Raw genomic sequence first — 19,799 nt, forward strand, 5'->3', positions numbered from 1 at the left:
ACCGATCACGTATCAACGGCTCTCACCGCAGGCACCGCCCTGCTCGCCGCTTGTCTCGTCATCGTCCTCGCACTGATCGTCCCGGCTACGAGAACGCGAAGTACCGCAAAGCAATTCGACCAGGAGAAAGGAAGCCGAGATGTCGCACTCGTGGACCGAGGCCGAACTGACCAAGATCGGCGACGCCGAGGAGTTGCAGGTCTCCTCGTACCGCCGAGACGGAACCGCAAGGCCGTACGTCACGATTTGGGTTGTCCGTACCGACAACCAACTGTACGTTCGCTCGGCCTACGGAACCGACAACCCGTGGTTCGTCCGAGCAACGGCAAGTGGAACGGGCCGAATCCGAGCAGGAGGAATCGAGCGGGACGTGGCGTTCGAGTCCGCCGCACCGGATGCCCACTCGTCGATCGACTCCGCCTATCACACCAAGTACGACCGCTACGGCCCGCAGATCGTCGGCTCCGTCACCGGCCGCGCCGCCGCACCCAACACCATTCGACTTGTTCCGCTGACGCAGAACTGAACCGCCCCTTTCGATTCCGAGGAGACCTCATGAAAATCTTGAAGCCCCAGCCCACCAGCAAAGCACCCAGCGACTGGTTCACCGGCGACGTCTGGTGGGACGTCATCTACGCCGGCCAGGAGCCGTCGAGGATGCGCGCCAACATGGTTCGCTTTGCACCGTGCGCGCGAACCGACTGGCACTCCCATGCAGTCGGACAGACCCTCCACATCGTCTCCGGTACCGCGCTGGTTCAAGCTCGCGGCGGCGAGATCGTCGAAGTCCACCCGGGTGAGACCGTCTACACCCCAGCGGGAGAGGAACACTGGCACGGCGCGGCACCCGACCGTTTCATGAGCCACCTCGCACTGTGGGAAGGACCCGGCGACGGAGGCACCGAAACTACATGGGGCGACAAAGTCACCGATGAGGAATACGGCGGTCCCCGCGCCAAACGTCGTTGAGACCGGACACCTCTCAGATACGGCGCATCACGGAAACAACTTTGCCCAGGATGACCGCGCGATCGCCGTCGATGACGCTGTATGCGGGATTACGAGGCTCGAGGTACACGTGACCGTCGCGACGCCGGAGCACCTTCACCGTGGCCTCGCCGTCGATCATCGCGGCGACGATCTCACCGGAATGAGCTTCGTCCTGGCGGCGCACCACGACGACGTCACCGTCACAGATCGCTGCGTCGACCATCGACTCACCACGCACCCGAAGTCCGAACACCGTGCCAGAGCCGACGAGCTCGCGAGGAAGCGCAAGCACCTCGTCGGCGTGCTCCTCCGCGAGGATCGGCGCGCCGGCCGCGATGTCACCGACGACCGGAACCGTCACCGTATTCGACGACGACTGTTCCTTCGCGCCTACGAGGAACGGCCGCACGTCCAACTGCCGAGCCATGGCCGCTCCCCTACGGAGGAAGCCCTTCTCTTCGAGACTCTTGAGGTGCTTGGACACCGTCGACGTCGAGCGCAGACCAACCGCGTCTCCGATCTGCCGTGTGCTCGGCGTGCACCCGTTGGCAGCCACGAGATCCCGGATGGTCATCAGAATCTGCTGCTGGCGGAGCGGCAGGGAGGAGGCGTCGAGGCCACCGAACATGTCGAGATCGTCGTAATCGGTCACGATGAGAATCGTAGTGAGGGGTCCCGACATCCAGGCCAGGCAGCCGGAGTCTGCCAGAAACGGCACAGGCAGTTTGTTTCCCGAGCGGCGCATGGCACGCTGAGCTGATGGAGCCTCTCGAACCGATGCGCCCGGTCAGTGTTGCAGTCGACACGCGGTCCAAGACTCCACTCTGGAAGATGGTGGTGCTCTATCCGGCAGTGACATCGGTGTTCATGTTTGCCGCGCTCACCACCCGAACGGGAATTGGTCTTGTCGTACTCGGACTGGCCATTTTCGTAGTCGGCGCGACCACTTACGCGATGTCGGAGCGACGGATGCTTCGGGAGAACTCAGGGGTTCGAGTTCCATACTTCGCCGGACCTCCCGTCGCCCCGCGGCACGTCGATCTACTCGCGGCAGCAGGGATGCCCCTGCTTACGAGTGGAGCTGTGTTGACCGTCCGAGCATCCGAAGCAGCGCGCCCCTGGGTCTTCATATCGGTGTTCGTGATAGCGATGGTCCTGGCAATAACTGTCCCGATGGTTGTGCATAACGCGCGGGTCAAGCGGACAGAATCATCCTGAGCACGTCAGGACACTCGACATTTCGCAGCGTGATATTCAGCTGTGTACGCCCACTTCCAAACAGCGATCGACAGCTGCACCGCGTCAAGCGCTGAACGGGCGATGCAGCGAGATGTCGAAGTCGCCGGAATCGGCCTCTTTGGCGACCTGGTTCTGATCAGCGGCCCCGATAATGTACTCATTCATGACTGTCGCGCCGAAAACATTCGATGACGGGCCCATCCAGGGCCTGGGCCTGATGCGATTGACCGACAGCGGGTGGGGTGATGCTGACCGCGACCCCGCCGCACTGGTTCGCGCCGCGATCGACTCCGGGGTGCCCATGCTCGACACAGCCGAGATGTATGGAAACGAAGAGCTGGTTGGTCGGGCAATTGGCACCAACCGTGAACACATCACGTTGTGCAGTAAATTCGGTGTCTACCGCGGGCCGTCCGGTCGTCCTGATGACTGGAATGTTCGGGCGGACTCTGCAACGGTGCGCGCGGCCATCGACGGCTCACTCAGGCGCCTCGACGTCGATCACCTCGATCTTTACTACCTGCATCACCGCAGCGAGGACACACCAATCGAGGAGACCGTCAACGCTATGGCCGAGCTCCGCCAGGCAGGGAAGATCCGGGCTCTGGGGCTGTCCAATGTCACGCTCGATGACATCCGACGAGCTCATGCCGTACACCCGATCACTGCCGTGCAAGAGCAATGGTCCCTTATACGGCGAGATGTTGAACTGTTCCTCCCAACGCTCGCCGACCTCGGGATCACACTGGTCGCACATTCGCCGATGGGGCACGGCGACCTCAACCATTCCACCGGCAATCTTGTCGCTCGGTCCCTTGCCAGCATCGCTTCTCGTGTCGGAGCGACGGCTGGCCAGGTCGCTCTTGCGTGGGTCCATCAGCGCGGGCGCGGGGTCGCGGCCACCGTCATTCCCCTGCCCGGCACCACGAGCATCGCTCATCTACAAGCCAACATTGCTGCTTCGCGAATTGATCTCAGTGAGACTGACTTGGCGGACCTTGATGATGTCACGCAGCAAACAAGGGAGCAGTAAGGCAGTTTGTTGAGAAAGTTTGAGGTGCGGGAGGTCAGCGGACCATACCGCGCTCCGATCGCGAATGACCGCACGCGAGAAACCCGGCGACGCCAAGGCGCATCCCAGCCATACTGACCGACGTGACAGAAGTCGAGGTCGTCGTCGCCCATACCGAGCGCGCGACTCTGCGCGTCGGTGAGGTGTTCCTCAAGATCGACGCCGATCAGTCGAATACCGACGTCGAGGTCGAAGCAATGCTCCGGGCCCCAATCCCGACAGCGCAGATTCTGTGGCGCACACCGCCCGTGCTCGCGCTCGCCGCTCTGCCGGGACACGCGCTCGGTCGCCTAGGCAGACCGTCGACCACGTCTTCAGCGGCGTGGGCCGCAGCGGGTGCCGCCGTTCGAACGCTGCACGACGCACCGTTGCCGCCCTGGCCCGGCCGTAGTCTCGACGACATCGCCTCAGAACTGGACCGCGAATGTGCATGGCTGACCAGGAGCGGGGTGGTTGCCACCGGAGTGATTACATCCAACCGTCGGATTGCCGAGATTGCGCTCAGGTCGTGGACACCGGTATTCACGCACGGCGATCTCCAAGCCTCCCATGTGTTCGTGACCGATGACGAAGTTGCCGGCGTCATCGACTGGTCCGAAGCCGCTCAGGGCGATCCCTTGTACGACCTCGCAACACTGACCCTCGGCCACCCGGAACATCTCGATGACGTGGTTGAGGGCTACGGCACTGACGTCGACCTCGAGGTCATCCAGGCGTGGTGGTCGTTGCGCAGCTTGAGAGGCGTGCGCTGGCTGGTCGAGCATGGTTTCGATCCAGCCGCGCCGGGCTGCGAAGTAGACGTGCTGAATCGACAAGCGATGCGCGACCGACAATAACCGAACCATCAGGACGTTCTCCCCCGATCTGCCAAACCTTCGACTCGCGCCAAAATTGCTGCAGCCAAAAGCATTTCGTGTCGATGACGGCACGGTTAGGCAGGTCGCGACGCGTTCGCGCCGCCGTTGATTGCCGTCAGCCGGCAAACGCCTGGATATTGTCAGCGAGCGGTGGTCGTCTCAATCGAGCTTCGGACCGCGGCAAGCATGCCCAGCCGCCCAGATGGCAGACCGAAGTCTGGACTCGCTCTTCCTGCAGCAACTTTCGAAACGCCGCGAACGCGAACCTCGACTCTCCGACAAAACGAAAAGATCACGGATTCAGGCAAGGGGGCGCAACCCCGTTCATTCGAGTGGAGCCGGCTCAGGCGCTGGCGACCTTGCTATCAGGCACGACAGGAATGTCTACCTTGCTGAACTGCAGCACACCGTCTTCGATCTCGGCGTCGTGCATCAGCTTGCGGTCGCGGTAGTAATTGTTGACCACTTTCCACGCACCGCGGGCACCCTGACGCGGCATCTCTCCGTCGCCGCGCTGGATGTAGCCCGAGGTCAGGGCTCCGCCCATGAGAGATTCTTCGGCGAAGTCCTCAGGTTCGGCGTGAACCTCGAAAGTCGTGTAGTCGCGCTTACGCATGATCTTGAGTACGCGACACAGATAGGACGCGGCCAGGTCGGCCTTGAGCGTCCAGGATGCGTTGGTGTAGCCGAGGATCATCAGGAAGTTCGGGATGTCGGAGTAGAGCACGCTCTTGTAGGCGACCGTCTCGTTGAGCTTGACGGGCTCGCCGTCGATGCTCATGGTCGCCCCGCCCAGGATCTGTACGTTCAAGCCGGTCGCCGTGACGATGACGTCGGCCTCGATTTCGCGGCCCGACTCGGTCACGATGCCCTTCTCGGTGAACGTGGCGATACGGTCGGTGACGATGTCGGCCTTGCCGCTCTTGAGCACCTTGAACAGGTCCCCGTTGGGAACCACGCACAGGCGCTGATCCCACGGGTTGTAGTTGGGGGTGAAGTGACGCAGGTCCACGTTCTTGCCGAGTTGCAAGCGGATCTGGGTGAGGAACAGCTTCTTCGCCAGCTTCGGATTGGTGCGTGAGAGCTGAAAGCTGGCGCGTTGCAGTGCGATATTGCGGGCTCGACCGATCTTGTAAGCGATCTGGTCGGGAACGCGCGCAAGCTTGAGACCCTTGGCAACAGGGTCCTCGGACGGCAGCGCCTGGATCCACGTGGGCGAGCGCTGCAGCATGGTGACGTGACCGGCGGTGGGGGCCATCGACGGGATCAGGGTGATCGCGGTGGCACCGGAACCGATGACCACTACCTTCTTTCCGGTGTAATCGAGATCCTCCGGCCAGTGCTGCGGGTGCACGATCTGACCGCGGAAGTCGTCCTCACCGGGGAAGGCGGGGCGGTATCCCTTGTCGTAGTTGTAGTAACCACAGGCGCCGACGAGGACGTTCGCGGTCCACGTCTCGGTCTCCCCCGTCGCCTCGACCAGGACGGTCACGGACCACTGTGCAGTCGCGCGATCGAAGTCCATTGCCACGACCTTGCGGCCGAAGTTGATGTGGTCGGTGACGCCGTATTCCTTGGCGGTTTCCTCGACGTAGTCACGGATACTGGCGCCGTCTGCGAGCACTTTGGTTCCGATCCACGGACGGAAACCGAATCCGAAGGTGAGCATGTCGGAATCCGAACGGATGCCGGGATACTTGAACAGGTCCCAGGTGCCACCGATGTTCTCGCGGCGTTCGAGGATCGCGTAAGTGCTTCCGGTCTGCTCACGAATGAGGTGGCAAGCCGCGCCGATTCCGGACAAGCCAGCGCCGATGATCAGTAGGTCGACATGCTGTGTCATGAGGAAACTCGTTTCGTCGGTCGTCGCGAAGCTACTTCTGGCGTCGGCAGTGACCGAGAACGACCGGCCGGTTCAGGCCGGGTTCCCTAAGGTCAGCGCCAATGAACAGGGTATGTGCAACTGACGGTAACAGTCAATATCTCGACCCGGCCGCGCACGGAACATTGAGGCGCGACGCACCGGCCTCGCGGAAACTCGATCGAGACGCCTGAATGCCTCGAGCCATTGGGGAGTCGTTCACGTCGTCGACGGAACGCCCAATGGCTCGTCTACGCGGGATACTCATCGCCCAAATATTCAGCGCCCTAGCATAATTCGAAGGTCCACGATCAGGTGTCGAACGCGCGAGTTTCCATGGGAGGACGGGCAACTGCGATATCGCCGTAACCTTCGTGCGCATCAGCGGAAAGGTCACTGCGATAGCTAACCTGCTGACGAAACCACGCTGAAAGCAACGGTTTTGGTTCCGCAGCGAAGAGAGCGGGCGGAGTGGACCTCCACCGGAGATGTAGTCGCTATGACACTCTCCAGCACAGTCACCGTGTACACCACTCATAGCGATCGAGAGTTCGCCAATGCAATCGCTGCCGGAATCAGCGCCAGGGCTTATTCCGAGCCACAAACCGCAGACATGAGCCTGTTAAGGCATCACACCAGCGATCACGGTAGAGCGCTCGTTCTCCTACCACTCGGGGGCGTCGATTGGCAGGTGAAGGAGCTCTCCGCGCTCGAGGGATCGGTCCTGGTCGGCGATCTCAGTAGCGGCAACTCCATGATTCGGGGGCTCGCAGCGGGCGCCCACGCCGTGCTCAACTCTCAACTGCCATTCACATCCCTGCTCGATGAGCTGCAGGCCGCGATCAACCCCAACTCCGCTCGGTCTGCACACGACAAGTCCTCGCTCGTACAACGCATCCGGTTGCGCACCGAAGAATTCGCACGAATCAGCAGTCTCACCGATCGCGAGTTCGAGATCGTGGGCCTTCTCTACGGAGGCTCGAATGTCGACTCGATTGCTCGAACCGCCCACATCGCACCGACCACGGTTCGCGCCCACATCCGAAGCATCCTGCAAAAACTGGGGGTGCATTCCCAGCTGGAGGCATGCGCGATGCTCCGCCGCTCTGGTCACGAGGCACGCAGACACCCACTGGAACTTCGGATCGGACGCTTCTAGCAGGAAGTGTCCCAGACACACTCGTCGAGATGGGGTGCCGCCCCTGATCGAACTCGACCTTCGAAAAGATCGTCAATTTTGACGATTCGATGACGCGCCCGGACGTCGAATATTAGGTCCTACACGACACCGAAGACACGAGTGAACATCGAAAGGTGCATTCAATCAATGGAATACACACGCACAGTGCCGCGGCATCTTGTCCACAGACATGCTGTTGCCGAGGTTTTCTTGACGGACTACCGGATCGAATCGGACTCGGCGTACCAGGTTGCTGTGCAACTCCCGGTCTCGCACCGGATATTCGACGTATCGAGCGAGCAACACGATCCGCTCGGGGTGGCAGAAGCATTTCGACAGGCAGTGGTGCTTCTGTGCCACACCCGATACGAGATTCCACTGCACTACAAGTTCCTCATGGAAACGTTCAGCTTCGAGATGCTGGACGCGCTCGACGTGCAATCAGTCGCGGAGCCGTTGAGTTTCTCGATGACAGTGGACAACCTCACTCATCGCGACGGAGCGGTTTCGGGGGTCGAAGTATCGGGGATCCTCAGCGAGGGCAACCGGCACGTCGCCAGATGCAACGCTGTTGCGCGAGGAGTCAGCCCCGAGGGATACCGTCGAATTCGGCAAGGACGAGAAGACCACCGCCCGAGCCGACGCATCCTTCCTTCCGGAGCCGCGGTGGTCGGATCGGAGCGAGTCGGACGCCTAACCGATGGAGATGTGCTCATCAGCACTGATCCTGCTCGGCACGCGATGTTCTGCGCTCCCGATCCGCGCAACCACTCCCTTTTCGATCACCCCGTCGACCACATCCCAGGAATGATTCTTTTCGAGGCCGCCCGACAAGCGCTCCGATTTCACATCGGCAACCCAGCAACAAAGATCGCCTCACTCTCGGCGGTCTTTCCGAGGTTCACTGAATGGGAAACGCCGTGCGAGGTGTCAACGATCCCCCTTGACGCGTCGGGCCATGTGCACCGAGTTCGGTTCACTCAAGAACTGGAAACCACCGCGGAACTCGAAATTACAGTTGCGGACCAATCATGAGAGCGAACGAACACGTTCTTCTCGTCGCGTCTACCACGTCAAGCGCTCGGTGCTTCCCACTCTCTCGGTGCAAGCGCCGCCAGTTGCATGACGTGCGCCAACTTGTCCTCGCGGACGATCGTTGGCAGCACCAGGTTCCACATCTGACTCAACCGCTCGTACAGATCGGTTCTGCCCGTCAGCATTTCCGAGAGAATCTGCACTCCGGTGAACGACCCCACCACAAATCGAGCCAACGCGTCTATATCGGTGCCCGGGACGATATCGCCGGCTTCGGCCGCTTGGGTTGCCACCTGCTTGATAGCCTCGATCCAATCGAGGTACGGCTGTTCGATGGGGCCTTGAATACTGCCGATCTCCATCGTCAACCGCATGCCACCTCGCGCGATGGGCTCGGTCACAAGCTGCCGAGCCATCTCCTGCGAAACGAGCACCAGGGTTTCGACCGCGATGTCGGAGTGCGCAGCAACCCGCCGGGTACCCTCCATCGCCATACCGTGCTGCGCTGCGATGACCGCGTGCGCAAGCTCCTCCTTGGACGCGAAATGAAAATACATCGCCCCCTTCGACACACCCCCGTGCTGCAAGATCGTGCCCAAACTGGCGGAGTACCCGAACTTCTCGAAGCTCTTCGCAGCACCCAAAATGACGGCCTGGCGCGTCAGGACAGCACGCTCCTGCATGATCTACCCAGCTCTCGTTGCCGACGGAATGAATCTCAACGATACGTCGAAAGAGCCCGCAGCAACGCTCTCGACACGGACACACCGTGACGACTCTGGTACTCGGGGCCACTGGTTTCATCGGCTCGGCAGTGATGAAACAGCTGGTTTCCCGCCACGGAAACGCTGCAATCGGTTTCGTTCGCACGGCCACCGCAGCCAAACAGTTCGGCCGTGAAGGAATCGCCACCGTGATCGGCGACATCAACGAAAGTGCTTCTCTACGAGTTGCAATGAGTCAGGCGTCGACCGTCATCTGTTGCGTGTCGTACGTGGGCGACGACGAACAACGGTGCGTTCACGTCAACCAGCACGGCGTACAGAACGTTGCGTCGATGGCCGCCACCGTCGGCGTCGAACGCTTGCTCTACGTCAGTACCGCGGCCGTGTACGGGCCGGGACCGTTTCGAGACTTGCCGGTCAACGGCGCACCTCTCAGCCCCTTCTCACCTGCCAGTCGCACGCGCGCTCTCGCCGAGAAGTTCGTGCGCGACGCCGGAGGCCTGGTCGTCCGGCCGCATCTCGTGTACGGACCCGGCGACAGATGGTTTCTTCCGACACTGACGCGAATTGTCTCTCGCCTCGACTCGATCATCGACGGCGGTAGCGCTGTCCTGTCGGTAGTCGACGTAGACCTACTCGCCCGATCCATCTACGAGTTGTCGATAGAACAGCAATTTCGCTACGGCTCAACACTTCACGTCAACGAGCCTGTCCCGCGGACAGTCATCGACCTTCTCGAGCAACATGCGCGGGAGACCAACTGGACTCTGCCCCAGAACTCTATCCCCCGCGCCGACGCGGTGAAAGCTGCTGCCCAGCTGAGTCTCGACATGCACCAGATCGACATGATCAGCCTCGATCACTGGTTCCGGTCGAGACTGTACTGATGGCACACGGATCACTCTCGCCAAAACACCTGTCTCCCAACCTTTTCAGCCCTCTCCATTGTTCAGCCTCAGCAATCAATACGACCTATTTCGCAGTCACTACAGGCAAACAGAGAGCTCTGATCGACGAAAACCACGGCTACACAAAGACGGCAGTGATCGCGCACACCAAAGAAGCGGCGTTCACGCGACTGGCAGCAGCCTGGGGCTCCCTTCCGTCCGCCTTCGCCGCCGAATGCAGTGTGTGGCGATCATGTCGTGCGCGACGGGACCGTCGGGATTTCCGACATCAAAGGAGAAAGTTCTCCGTCTCAACGACCTCGGCTACCGTCATCTGAACCAGAAAACGGGAGAACAGATGCTCACTGCGGATATTTTGCTGTCGGGCCCGCGCGGACGCCAGATGCTGCTCGCGTATGCGATCGACGCCGAACGCGCCCTGCGTCCCGAGCCAGGCGACGACATGTTCCGCATCAACGCTCACCGGGCGGCGTATCACCTCGACATCGGACAAGGAACCTCCCAAGTGTTGTTCGGCCCGGGCGCCGAAGAGGCCCGGCAGACCATAGTCACCGCGGAGGGCGTGGCGCGCAGCCTCACGGAAATATCGCTCCCCGACGTCACCGCCGTCGATCTACGCTCCGCCCTCGCAGAAGCGGTCGATGCGGCGCGTTACTGGCAGGATCCCGACGGAGAAGACGTCCTCGTCGCCACCGAAGTTATGCGAGATGAGCTTCGACGCGTCGCCGAGCACATCGCCGGCTCCGAATGCGCGCGGTGGTGGTCAACCTCGCTCGCCTCATCCGACCAATGGTCGATTCTGAGCAGAGGTGAGGAATCTCCGGACACAGACGAAGTGCCTGCTGCGCAACAACTCCTCAGCGAGTGGCGCACGAGCACCCTGGAATCGGAAGCGAGAGCTGAACGTGACCGCCCGGTGGACCCCGCGGCGAACTGGTCAGGTTATTGGTGGTCGAATCCACCCACTCAGGGTTCGACGAGGGCGCTGTTCGACGGGACTCCGGCGGGCTTGTGGTTCGTCGAAGACAGCATGGGATGGGAACGGGTCGTCGTGCGAGCATTGCGGCCACCGACTGGCGCACGCATCTACGAGATCGACAGCGCGCAAGCCTGGTCGGAGCTGTGCAGACGGTTCCCGCTCGAGGTCACCGCAGAAACGCGGCAGGTTTGGTACCGGACTACCGGCCGATCAGGCAGGTGGGTCATCCCCGACTGGGTGCAGGTCGCGGAAAGATTTGAGGGAGTGCACCTTACCGTGACGGGATACCTCGCGGCAGCAGGAACCGCGATCGAGGTCGATACCGAGACGGCGAGCGTCATCGCGGGCTGGGCACCCGACGAAACATACTGGTTCACCGATGCTGCCACCTACATTTCCGAGCCGTGTGCTTGGGTGCTGCACGACGGCCCGGAAGTGACCGACCAGCCCGCATGGACGCTGGAATCGCAGCAATGACCCGCACGTGAGGGTCTGCTAGGCATGAGGTTCCGTGAGGAATCGATCGCAGTTGCCCTTCGAGTCGAGTCAACTGCCCCGTGCGCGGTCGGCAGGAGCACTCACGTGCACGCAGACATGCGGAAGGGCGGTACCCCGCCCAGGCCGATCCGAACCCGAGTGCCCTAGATCACAAAGGTAAACCTATCCAAAAATCGCCAAATGTCCTACATTTGACTCATGCCGGATTCCCGTATCGCACCCACCGCACGCAACATCCCACTTTCAGTGCAGATCGCGGAACAACTGCGGTCCCAGATCACTTCTGGCAACTGGGAATTAGGGGAGAAGATCCCCGGCGAGCATCAACTTGTCGAAATGACCGGCGCGAGCCGCAATACGGTCCGGGAGGCCATTCGCGGCCTCGTCCATGCCGGCCTCCTCGAAGCACGCCCGGGAGACGGAACCTACGTCTGCGCGAGCTCAGAACTCGAAATTGCACTTCAAAGACGTGCAGCGGCGGAGAACGTGCTCGAAATCTTCGAAGCCCGTGAAGCTTTGGAGCTCTACGCCGCCCGACTCGCAGCCGAACGAGCCCTGCCCGAAGACATCGACCGAATGACTCGGGCTTTGGATGGCCGAGACGCTGAGCCCGACGTCGCCAAATCCGTCGAGTACGACCTCGACTTCCACCTGGAGATGTTCGCAGCGAGCGGGAACCAACTGATCACGGACATCTACCGCAGTCTCGATCGCTCTGACACCATGAGCATCCCACAAGGTAAGTCCGACAAGGAGACTCGACAGCTGTTCATCGGACCTTGGACCGACGACGACCCACACCGGCAGCTGCTTGCGGCCATCCGTGACCGCGATCCGGACGGCGCAGCCGCCGCAGTGGTCCGACTGATGGACCACAGCCGATCCCTCTTTCTGCAAAACATGCCGAAGTAGCTGACACACAAGAGGTTCAGCGCACAGACAATCTCAGAAGGGCACACCTATGGCTAACGTCATCTCCGACACCGAAAACGTGGCGTCTGCCCCGAGCGCGATACCGATAATGCGCCGAGGACTCGTTATCGCTGGCATTCTTCTCATCGCAGCCAATCTTCGAGCCTCAATCACAGTCGTCGGCCCGCTACTCGGTGAGGTACGCACCGATCTCGATATCTCGTCGACAACAGCATCAGCGCTGATCAGCCTTCCACTGCTGTGCTTCGCAGTGTTCTCCCCCGTTGCCCCGGTCATCGCAGCTCGGTGGGGAATGGAACGGACACTCGCAGCAGCACTCGGCATGCTCGCCTTAGCGATCGTGATCCGCTCTGTTCCGTGGATGCCTGCGCTGTGGATCGGTACCGTATCGCTCGGCATGTCCATCGCAACAATGAACGTTCTACTGCCGGCGCTCCTCAAACGAGACTTCCCGACCGAAGCCGGCCGTTTGACCGGCATCTTCTCGGCGGTCTCTGCAGCCGTCGCCGCAACCGCATCCGGACTTGCCGTGCCGATCGCCGGTCTCACCGATCACGGTTGGCGGATCGCATTCGGAATCTGGGCTGCTATGGCTCTCATAGGATTTGGGGTGTTCCTTCCCCAACTTCGCCGACGCACGCTTCCGAAACACGATCATGCTGCGGCTTTGGATTCCCATCCAGGCGGCCATCGCTCCCCCTGGCGCTCAGCACTCGGGTGGCAGATCACAATATTCATGGGCGTCCAATCTCTCTTCTTCTACACCGTTCTGACATGGTGGCCCACCATTGAAGAATCACACGGCACTACCGCGGCTACCGCCGGACTGCATCAAGGCATCATGCAAATATTCTCGATCGTCGGCAGCCTCCTCACAGCAGTGCTCCTGCACAAACTGCCCAAGGATCAGAGAGGAGCCGTCCTCGGGCTGGTGTCGGTCGCCGCAGTGGCAGTTCTCGGCCAACTCCTCCTCCCCTCCTGGGCCCTGCTGTGGAATGCATTCCTCGGCATCGGCATCGGCGGATCGATTGTCATTGCCTTGTCCTTCTTCGCAATACGCACTGTCAATCACGGTCAAGCAGCGGCACTCTCGGGTATGGCACAGTCCGTCGGATACCTTCTGGCCGCCACCGGTCCCCTCGTTTTCGGTGCACTGCACGACGCCGTCGATTCCTGGACGACTCCTCTGATCGCGTTGCTGGTGCTGCTGGCCGTGCAACTCGTCTTCGGCTCCCTCGCCGGCCGCAACAAGACACTGGGATAAGCGAACCACGGTCGCCTCGAATCCACCCACCAACCTCGCCAGACCCGTGCCGCGACCCGAACTGTCGTCGACGTGCTGAGGTCCGAGGATGTCGACGAGACAGCGGGGCGCTCAACGGCCTACCGAATTGCACCCGGCCCATCCCCGACTGGTGGATCGGAGCCGAAAGTCGATAATGAGGGCATGAACGAGACACAACCCCACAACCTCGAACGAGAGCGCTGGCGCACGCTGCCAACTCCACCGTCGACCGAGTTGATCGAGATGGTCGGGGACGGACCTTCGAGCGCAGACTTCACCCCTGCTGCACCAGTGGCACAGCAGGGGTGAGACAGTCACGACATTCCGGTATCCCGCAGGGTGATGTTCAGCCGCCCGGATGGCAGACCTATGTCGGGACTTGCACTTCCCGCAATAACTTTCGGCACTCCGTGATATGCGAACCGAGACTCTCCACCGAAGACGAAGAGATCACCCGAATGGAGTTCGACATCGGTGTACGGCTTGTTCCGGTTCTCGGAATTCCCGAATCGAAAGACACAACTCTGCCCGACGCTCAGTGAGACGACGGGAGCGTCGCAGCGCTCGTCCTTGTCCTGGTGCATGCCCATCCGAGCGCCCTCGTCGTAGAAATTTATCAGCACGGTGTCCGGCGTGTACCGCTCCCCCGCAGTCGGATCATCATAGGCAGCGGCAACTGCGGCCCGGCCGAGGTCGACGAGCCAGTCAGGCACCGCTGCGACAGGCGCACCGTTCACGTCGTCGGCGGTGCGCGTGTACTTGTACGGCTGCCAATGCCAACCGAGACAGACTGTTTGCACCGACATCTTGTGCCCACCAGGGACAACAGCGGAGCGCATCGGTACGGGTGCGGTCGCCCACCGTCGGCACTCGGCCACCAAGAAGCGTTGCTGTTCGACGCTGAGCCAATCCGGAACGAGGATCGCCCCCGACGCCACTTCCAATCGTGGCCGAGGAATCAGAGCGTTCATGGTTTCCACGCTAATCGGTTTCGAAGCATTGACACCCTCGGCATGGGCTCGTATCGTAATCAACAGGTTGGTTGATAAAGGAGATGGTTGACAAGTGATCGTGGATCCAGGGGCAGACGAGCGTCTCGACAAAGCGTTCATGGCACTTGCCGACCCTGTACGACGGCGGATCATCGCCCGCCTGAGCACCGGCCCCCAAACGGTCAACGAGTTGGCCGAGCCATTCGAGATCACGAAACAGGCCATCTCCAAACATATTCAGGTACTCGAAGCCGCGGGTTTGGTCACTCGCAGCCGCGAAGCCCAGAGGCGGCCGGTACATCTCAACGCCGCAACTCTCGAGGCTTTGACCGCCTGGATCGACCGCTATCGACTCATCCACGAACAACAGTTCCGCAAGCTCGATCACCTACTCAGCACCACACAGAAGGAGACTTAGCCATGGCTACCACCAATCCCGTCACCATCACGGCTCCTGAGGGCGTGCCGTACATCGACATCACCCGCGAATTCGACGCACCCGTCAGTGCCGTCTTCGCAGCTCATTCGAATCCCGATCTGGTCAAGCAGTGGCTCGGCCCCAACGGATACGAGATGGAGATCGACGAATACGAGTTCGTGAGCGGCGGTCGATACAAGTACGTCCATCGCAACCCCGAGGGCGAAGAGTTCCGGTTCAACGGTGTATTTCACGTCGTTCGCGAGAACGACTTTGCCATCCAGACCTTCGAATACGAGGGATTTCCCGACGTCGTCAGCATCGAATCAATCACGTTCGAGGATCTGGGCAACGGACGCACCCGCCTCTCCGGCCATTCCGTATATCCGAGCCTCGAAGCGCGAGACGGAATGATCGAGAGCAATATGGAGCTCGGCGTCACCGAAGGTTACGAACGCCTGGACAAGATCGTCGCGCAACTCTGACCACCTGTTTGCCCGAACCTCCTCAGCGAAAGGCAGTTTCATGGACTGGACCCTCGAAGTAGTCATCGTTCCCGTCAGTGACCTCGACCGCTCCATCGAGTTCTACCGTGACAAGGTCGGTTTCGATCTCGACCACCACACCGTCAACGAACACATGACGGTCGCCCAGCTCACTCCGCGTGGTTCGGGCTGCTCGATCGTCATCGGGAACCTGCCGTCGCAGACCGAGATGACCCCTGGTTCGTTGAAGGGATTGCAGTTGGTCGTGGCCGACGCTGCAGCGGCTCGCCAGGAGCTCATCGACCGCGGCGTCGATGCCAGTGAGGTCACCGTCTTCGACGAGCGCGACGGGGGCACCTTCTTCGGATTCGCCGACCCGGACGGTAATACCTGGGCTGTCCAGCAGCTGAAGGTCCGCGGCGACAAGCCGCTCATTCCGAAGGAGTACCGCGACCGCTTCGGCGCGTAGCAACTGCCTTCCAGGCTGCGTAACCTTCGGGCATGCAGACGGCACAGGGGCGATAGCCGGCCGCAATCGCGGTCGGCTCGTCCGCGAAGAACACCCGACTGGCGACATACCCGCCACGCGCGATTGCCTGCGCGGCCCCTCGACAGTCGAGTCGCCCGTAGATCTTCGTTTTCCGGTGCCCGCCAAGCACACCGGGCGTCGAACTCTCGTAGGGTTTGTTGCGAGCGTCGCGGAGAATGTACGTCTTACTCGGCATCGTGAAGCACCAATCCCAATGTTCGACGCGTACCCGAGTGCACCACGCTGACACCATGTCGCACAGGGGCTCTCGACCACCCACGAGAACTCTGCACCGGTCGATCCCGCGTGGTGAAGATCAAAGCGTGACCTTGCTCGAGAACTGTCACCGTCCCTTTCGACTGGGCGCGCGGCCGCTGTTCCACGAGCAAGAACTCGCCGCCGACGTGGTCGATGCGAGGTCTGTCGAGCCCGATCACGACTTGCAAGGGAAACACCAACTCTCCGTACAAGTCCCGATGCAATGCATTCCAGTCACCAGGTCCGTAGGACAGAAGGATCGGGGTAGGGCGATTCTGACCGGCGTCGTGACACTGATCGATCCATTCTTCGAAAGAATCCGGCCACGGTGCACCCTCGCCCAGCTTGAACGCCCACTCCCGCGCCACGGGCAGGAGGTGTCGGTAGAAGGCGGATCGCATAGCTGTGATCGGCTCCGGTACGGGATCACCGAAGTACCGGTACTCCCCTTGGCCGAAACGGTATCGAGCCATGTCGACGGTGCTCCGGAACCGGTCGACCTCCGAGTACCAGGAAGCAATTTCGCGACATTCCGACTCGTCGAGTATCGGCGTCGTCTGGGCACACCCACTGGAGTCGATTCCCTCGATCAGCGCAGGCCAATCGAGGGATTCAACACGAGCAGACAGAGCGGTGAAGAGGTCCATACGTCGTAGACGACGCGGCGGTCAGGAATGTGAGAATGCCAGCAGCTGGTCAGCCAGATCGTTGTACGTACGGGCGATCCCGGCATAACTGAGCACGGGTTCCGGATTCCAGGTCCCGATCTTCCCCGCCTTCACCGCGGGCAAGTTGGACCACGCAGGATTGGTTCCGAGCGTATCCAGTTGCAAACTGGACGGGCGATCGTCGAGGAAGATCATGTCGGCCGGATAGTGGTCCGCCATCTCCCAAGCCAGTTTCTCGACGTAGACCGACGATCCCGCGGCCGGATCGACGACGGCAAGGCCCAATCCCGCCAGATCTGCAAGGATCGGGAATCCCGAACGACTGACACGAATCGTGTCCGGATCTGCGGACGCGAACAAAACCTGTGAATTATTCAGCGAAGAAGCAACTTCGGAGATCCATGCACGCGCAGTGTCGTAGTCTTTTCGCTGAGCCTCCATATCCTGGTCCGCCCCGAGTTCCACGGCGAGTTCCACGATCTCTTGCACGGTTCGGTCGATGGTTCCTGCTGCCGTTTCCACGAATAGTACTGTCGACAAGCCTTTCACCGCATCCAAGTTCGCCTCGTCGAGTAGTGCCGAACCACGCAGCTGAGGGACTATGACGACGTCCGGCTCCAGCGAAGCGATCTTCTCGAGTTCCACTTGTCCCCAGAGCTGCCCGACCATGTCGGTCTTCGCGAAATCCAAATTGCCGGAGATGCTGGTGTCCGTTGATCCCGGCGATCGTGTCAGTGCCCCGAAAACTCCGACAGGCACCAGTCCGTAATCCCACAGAGCACCCGCGATACCGGTGTAGGTGACAAATGTCCTTGGTGGTGAATCCAATTCGATCAGATTGTCGCGATCATCGGTGAAGGACCAGCCTGCGTCGCCTTCGCCCCCGGCGTCTGCGTCCGAACGCGAGCAACCGGCCGCTGCCAGCGCAGCAGCCAATCCTGCTGCAGCGCCGAGGAACCTGCGGCGATTCCAGTCCATCTCGATACGCCGGTGCGGTCGTGGAGTGAACAGCGTGGTCATGTGTGTGCCCTTTCGGCGATTGGTTGAACTGTTGCAGGAGTTGACGAACGAGAAAAGAGAAGGATCGACACCAAACCCGTGAGCATTCCGACGCCGGCACAGAAGACCAACGGCCACAGCAAGGCGAACTCGTCCGGACCGACGAAGAGCGAGCCGCACAACGCAATTCCGACGGCAAGCCCGAGTTGACGCGACGAGTTGGCTGTTGCCGAAGCCGTCCCGGCGCGCTCTGCCGGGGCGTCCGACATCGCGGCACCCGGCAGCACCGGCGACACCATCGCCGAACCGACACCGGTCAGAATCAGCCCGGCGATCAGTGCGGGCCAGACCGGCTCGGTGAGAACGTACAGCATGGCCACGCAACCGATTCCGCAAAGGATCGTCCCGAATCCGAGCGACAGTCGAAGGTCGACTCGCTGAAGCCGTGATCCACACAAGGCCGATACGAAGACAAAAGCGAGCGGTTGAATCGAGAGCACGAGTGCGGCCGCCGATGCCGACAGTTCCAGCCCGTTCTGCAGCCACAGTGAAAGGACTACGAGCGGGCCGTAGGCCGCGAGGTAGTACCCGAAAGCAGCGACGAGGACGCCGTCGAATTTCAGGGATCGGAACAATGCCGGATCGAGCATCGGACTGCTGCCTCGACGCTGCCAGAACACAAACGCCGTCAGCGCACCGATTGCGATCAGGAAGGCAAGAGCTGTCGACGACGAAGCCCACCCGATGTCGCCGCCCCACGTCACGCCGAGAACCGCGGCAACGGCAGCGAGGGTGAACAAAAGGATTCCGGCCCAGTCGATGTTGTCGTCGCCGCGCTCACTGTCGGCGAAACAGAACACAGCCATTGCGAGCGCCACTGCGGCCACGGGGATTCCGGAATAGAAGACCGCACGCCAGTCGAAGAACTGCGTCAGCAGCCCTCCTGCAACATTGCCGATTCCCGCCGCCAATCCAGCGACGGCACCCCACGCGGCAAAAGCCACGTGCCGATCGCGGCCCGAATATGCCTCGCCGAGCAGAGGCAGGAGTGTCGCGAACATCGCCGCACCGGCAATTCCTTGCGCGCCGCGAGCAACGACCAGAACCGTGACGTCCGGAGCAATCGCGCACACGGCCGTTGCAACCAGGAACACGACCAGTCCGCAGATGTAGAGGCGTTTGCGTCCCCACGCATCGCCGAGTGCGCCCATGCCCACAAGAAGCGCGGCAAGAGCCAGCGTGTAGGCGTCGACGACCCATGACATCGCGCCCGTACTGCCGTCCAAACCGACTGCGATGGCCGGCACCGCGATCGTTGTGATCGTGGCGTACGTCAGTAACAGGAAAGTTCCGATGCATGCGGCGATGAGCGGCAGCCATCGTCGTGCCGACATGGTCAACCTCCGGGTAGGGCGGTAAGTGCGCCCTAACTATGAAGGTTCAAGTGAACTTGAAGTCAAGCGCCGCTTCGACACGAATGTCGAGCTGCTCGAGCAACCACGGGCACTGCATCGGACGCTCTTGCCGACACGTCAGGTGATGCTCGAGGATCAGCTTCGCTCGCGTAGCAGCGGCGATCTGTGCCTCGAGTGTCGACACTTGATCTGCGAGAACCGTCGAGAACTGGTCGGACGTGGTGTCGGTTTCGATGAAGGACCGCACCTGTTCCAAGGACATTCCCGTCTCGGTGTACATCCGGATCAATGCCAGCCGGCGCAGCTCACGCTGCCCGTACCAGCGTTTACCGCCAGTTCGCGACCGCGCGGACAGCAGTCCTTCGTCCTCGTAATAACGCAAGGTCGACGCCGCAATTCCGAACGATTTTGCAACCTCGCCGATCGGGATCAAGTGCTCACGCATTCACCGATCGTAGGCTGAACGCGTAGGC

Annotated in this window: 24 protein-coding genes; 15 read left to right on the forward strand and 9 right to left on the reverse strand. The window is 61.2% G+C overall.

Annotated features, from left to right (window positions below):
• The first annotated feature begins 139 nt into the window (after window positions 1-139).
• Window positions 140-526, forward strand: a complete 387-nt coding sequence (locus tag ACBG85_RS25700; protein WP_007729735.1) for a DUF2255 family protein — start codon at window positions 140-142, stop codon at window positions 524-526.
• 143 nt (window positions 527-669) lie between these two features.
• A complete protein-coding gene (locus ACBG85_RS25705) occupies window positions 670-969 on the forward strand; it encodes a cupin domain-containing protein (RefSeq protein WP_372027914.1) in 300 nt (99 codons plus the stop codon).
• Between the two features lie 13 nt (window positions 970-982).
• On the opposite strand, the gene lexA is transcribed toward ACBG85_RS25705, so the two are convergent.
• Window positions 983-1,672 carry a transcriptional repressor LexA gene (lexA, locus tag ACBG85_RS25710; RefSeq protein WP_174519486.1) on the reverse strand — a complete coding sequence of 230 codons (690 nt, stop codon included), beginning with the start codon at window positions 1,670-1,672 and terminating at the stop codon, window positions 983-985.
• Between the two features lie 77 nt (window positions 1,673-1,749).
• Here lexA and ACBG85_RS25715 point away from each other — a divergent pair, with 77 nt between their 5' ends.
• From ACBG85_RS25715 to ACBG85_RS25725, 3 genes are all read left to right on the forward strand, one after another.
• The gene (locus ACBG85_RS25715; protein ID WP_063315607.1) at window positions 1,750-2,208 is read left to right on the forward strand and encodes a hypothetical protein; all 459 of its coding nucleotides are present in this window, start codon (window positions 1,750-1,752) and stop codon (window positions 2,206-2,208) included.
• 184 nt (window positions 2,209-2,392) lie between these two features.
• Window positions 2,393-3,262 carry an aldo/keto reductase gene (locus tag ACBG85_RS25720; RefSeq protein ID WP_197487714.1) on the forward strand — a complete coding sequence of 290 codons (870 nt, stop codon included), beginning with the start codon at window positions 2,393-2,395 and terminating at the stop codon, window positions 3,260-3,262.
• A 122-nt stretch (window positions 3,263-3,384) separates the two neighbouring features.
• Window positions 3,385-4,137, forward strand: coding sequence for a phosphotransferase family protein (locus ACBG85_RS25725; RefSeq protein WP_042925138.1), 753 nt, complete (start codon window positions 3,385-3,387; stop codon window positions 4,135-4,137).
• 364 nt (window positions 4,138-4,501) lie between these two features.
• On the opposite strand, the gene ACBG85_RS25730 is transcribed toward ACBG85_RS25725, so the two are convergent.
• Entirely contained in the window at window positions 4,502-6,001 is a 1,500-nt protein-coding gene (locus tag ACBG85_RS25730; RefSeq protein WP_372025340.1) for a flavin-containing monooxygenase, read from the reverse strand.
• Window positions 6,002-6,518: 517 nt separating this feature from the next.
• Between ACBG85_RS25730 and ACBG85_RS25735 the strand changes: the two genes are divergently transcribed.
• Window positions 6,519-7,178 (forward strand): LuxR C-terminal-related transcriptional regulator, encoded by a 660-nt coding sequence (locus ACBG85_RS25735; protein WP_333822612.1) that lies wholly within the window; start codon window positions 6,519-6,521, stop codon window positions 7,176-7,178.
• 168 nt (window positions 7,179-7,346) lie between these two features.
• The gene (locus ACBG85_RS25740) at window positions 7,347-8,234 is read left to right on the forward strand and encodes a ScbA/BarX family gamma-butyrolactone biosynthesis protein (protein ID WP_021331802.1); all 888 of its coding nucleotides are present in this window, start codon (window positions 7,347-7,349) and stop codon (window positions 8,232-8,234) included.
• Between the two features lie 38 nt (window positions 8,235-8,272).
• Here the strand turns inward: ACBG85_RS25740 and ACBG85_RS25745 are convergent, their stop codons facing one another.
• Window positions 8,273-8,917, reverse strand: coding sequence for a ScbR family autoregulator-binding transcription factor (locus tag ACBG85_RS25745; protein ID WP_003940238.1), 645 nt, complete (start codon window positions 8,915-8,917; stop codon window positions 8,273-8,275).
• A gap of 86 nt (window positions 8,918-9,003) precedes the next feature.
• Here ACBG85_RS25745 and ACBG85_RS25750 point away from each other — a divergent pair, with 86 nt between their 5' ends.
• The 5 genes from ACBG85_RS25750 (at window position 9,004) to ACBG85_RS25770 (ending at window position 13,871) form a co-directional block, all read left to right on the forward strand.
• Complete coding sequence (locus ACBG85_RS25750) at window positions 9,004-9,846, forward strand: NAD(P)-dependent oxidoreductase (RefSeq protein WP_065351496.1); 843 nt, start codon at window positions 9,004-9,006, stop codon at window positions 9,844-9,846.
• A gap of 358 nt (window positions 9,847-10,204) precedes the next feature.
• Window positions 10,205-11,323, forward strand: coding sequence for a hypothetical protein (locus ACBG85_RS25755; RefSeq protein ID WP_333822605.1), 1,119 nt, complete (start codon window positions 10,205-10,207; stop codon window positions 11,321-11,323).
• A 219-nt stretch (window positions 11,324-11,542) separates the two neighbouring features.
• Window positions 11,543-12,256, forward strand: coding sequence for a FadR/GntR family transcriptional regulator (locus ACBG85_RS25760; protein ID WP_003940486.1), 714 nt, complete (start codon window positions 11,543-11,545; stop codon window positions 12,254-12,256).
• Between the two features lie 49 nt (window positions 12,257-12,305).
• Window positions 12,306-13,541 carry an MFS transporter gene (locus ACBG85_RS25765; RefSeq protein WP_050656055.1) on the forward strand — a complete coding sequence of 412 codons (1,236 nt, stop codon included), beginning with the start codon at window positions 12,306-12,308 and terminating at the stop codon, window positions 13,539-13,541.
• A gap of 183 nt (window positions 13,542-13,724) precedes the next feature.
• Window positions 13,725-13,871, forward strand: coding sequence for a hypothetical protein (locus ACBG85_RS25770; protein ID WP_218695723.1), 147 nt, complete (start codon window positions 13,725-13,727; stop codon window positions 13,869-13,871).
• Between the two features lie 5 nt (window positions 13,872-13,876).
• Here the strand turns inward: ACBG85_RS25770 and ACBG85_RS25775 are convergent, their stop codons facing one another.
• Complete coding sequence (locus tag ACBG85_RS25775) at window positions 13,877-14,533, reverse strand: alpha-ketoglutarate-dependent dioxygenase AlkB (protein WP_372025343.1); 657 nt, start codon at window positions 14,531-14,533, stop codon at window positions 13,877-13,879.
• A 94-nt stretch (window positions 14,534-14,627) separates the two neighbouring features.
• Here ACBG85_RS25775 and ACBG85_RS25780 point away from each other — a divergent pair, with 94 nt between their 5' ends.
• From ACBG85_RS25780 to ACBG85_RS25790, 3 genes are read left to right on the forward strand one after another with little or no spacing between them, the layout of a single operon-like run.
• Window positions 14,628-14,972, forward strand: coding sequence for a helix-turn-helix transcriptional regulator (locus ACBG85_RS25780; RefSeq protein WP_003939956.1), 345 nt, complete (start codon window positions 14,628-14,630; stop codon window positions 14,970-14,972).
• Window positions 14,973-14,974: 2 nt separating this feature from the next.
• Window positions 14,975-15,457: an SRPBCC family protein gene (locus ACBG85_RS25785; RefSeq protein ID WP_003940319.1), complete on the forward strand. Its 483-nt coding sequence runs from the start codon at window positions 14,975-14,977 to the stop codon at window positions 15,455-15,457.
• A gap of 40 nt (window positions 15,458-15,497) precedes the next feature.
• Window positions 15,498-15,926 carry a VOC family protein gene (locus tag ACBG85_RS25790; RefSeq protein WP_118607011.1) on the forward strand — a complete coding sequence of 143 codons (429 nt, stop codon included), beginning with the start codon at window positions 15,498-15,500 and terminating at the stop codon, window positions 15,924-15,926.
• Here ACBG85_RS25790 and ACBG85_RS25795 read toward each other — a convergent pair.
• From ACBG85_RS25795 to ACBG85_RS25815, 5 genes are read right to left on the reverse strand one after another with little or no spacing between them, the layout of a single operon-like run.
• Entirely contained in the window at window positions 15,889-16,182 is a 294-nt protein-coding gene (locus ACBG85_RS25795; RefSeq protein ID WP_007729748.1) for an Ada metal-binding domain-containing protein, read from the reverse strand. The genes ACBG85_RS25790 and ACBG85_RS25795 overlap by 38 nt on opposite strands.
• Window positions 16,172-16,891 (reverse strand): 2OG-Fe(II) oxygenase, encoded by a 720-nt coding sequence (locus tag ACBG85_RS25800; protein WP_064687817.1) that lies wholly within the window; start codon window positions 16,889-16,891, stop codon window positions 16,172-16,174. The genes ACBG85_RS25795 and ACBG85_RS25800 overlap by 11 nt, the downstream gene beginning before the upstream one ends.
• Before the next feature lie 21 nt (window positions 16,892-16,912).
• On the reverse strand, window positions 16,913-17,932 hold the full coding sequence (locus tag ACBG85_RS25805; protein ID WP_372025347.1) for an ABC transporter substrate-binding protein: 1,020 nt from the start codon (window positions 17,930-17,932) through the stop codon (window positions 16,913-16,915).
• Window positions 17,929-19,305 carry an MFS transporter gene (locus tag ACBG85_RS25810; protein ID WP_166502715.1) on the reverse strand — a complete coding sequence of 459 codons (1,377 nt, stop codon included), beginning with the start codon at window positions 19,303-19,305 and terminating at the stop codon, window positions 17,929-17,931. Before ACBG85_RS25810 ends, ACBG85_RS25805 begins: the two co-directional genes overlap by 4 nt.
• Before the next feature lie 46 nt (window positions 19,306-19,351).
• Window positions 19,352-19,771 (reverse strand): MerR family transcriptional regulator, encoded by a 420-nt coding sequence (locus tag ACBG85_RS25815; RefSeq protein ID WP_021345761.1) that lies wholly within the window; start codon window positions 19,769-19,771, stop codon window positions 19,352-19,354.
• Between the last annotated feature and the right edge of the window lie 28 nt (window positions 19,772-19,799).

The organism is Rhodococcus sp. NyZ502, from assembly GCF_041464245.1.
In the GTDB taxonomy this organism is placed as follows: Bacteria; Actinomycetota; Actinomycetes; order Mycobacteriales; family Mycobacteriaceae; genus Rhodococcus_F; species Rhodococcus_F qingshengii.